Annotated in this window: 1 protein-coding gene; it reads left to right on the top strand. The window is 45.9% G+C overall.

The genetic code is table 11. The features are described 5' to 3' along the window. A partial coding sequence (locus tag FK268_RS26000) for an acyclic terpene utilization AtuA family protein (RefSeq protein ID WP_146437834.1) occupies positions 1-612 on the top strand: 612 nt, incomplete at both ends.

Raw genomic sequence — 612 nt, 5'->3', positions numbered from 1 at the left:
GATCAACAGTGAATTACCAAAAGAATCACTCTTAAGCGCACTAAGAGCCGGAAAGATTACTCCTTTAGCACCGGCAGAAGCATTAACCGAAGAGATGCTATTAGCAAGCAGTGCGATTGTTGGGCAGATGGGAGAAACCCCATTTATTGAGGCTCTCGATCAGGGCGTAGACCTCATTTTGGCAGGTAGAGCCTATGATCCTTCTGTTTTTGCCGCTTTTGCAATCCGAGAGGGCTTTGATCGCGCCTTAGCACTTCATCTTGGTAAAATTTTAGAATGTGCAGCAATTGCAGCATTACCGGGAAGTGGCAGTGATAGCATGTTAGGCACATTGAGGCATGATCATTTTATTGTTGAACCATTAGCTGATAATCGTCGTTGTACAACACTCTCAGTTGCCGCCCACACGCTCTATGAAAAGTCAGATCCTTACCATCTTCCTGGCCCTGGGGGAGCGCTCAATTTAACAGGTTCAAAATTTACTCAAATTGATGAGCGTCGGGTTGCCGTAAGTGGTACAACTTTCGATCCTAGTGAAACGTATGGCATTAAACTGGAAGGGGCAAGAAAGATCGGTTATCGCACAATCTCTATCGCCGGTGTCTCTGATCC

This window comes from Tsukamurella sputi, assembly GCF_007858445.1.
GTDB classification, from domain to species: Bacteria; Actinomycetota; Actinomycetes; order Mycobacteriales; family Mycobacteriaceae; genus Tsukamurella; species Tsukamurella sputi.
Note: the sequence above shows the minus strand (reverse complement) of the source record. Positions and strands in the feature narration are given on the sequence as shown.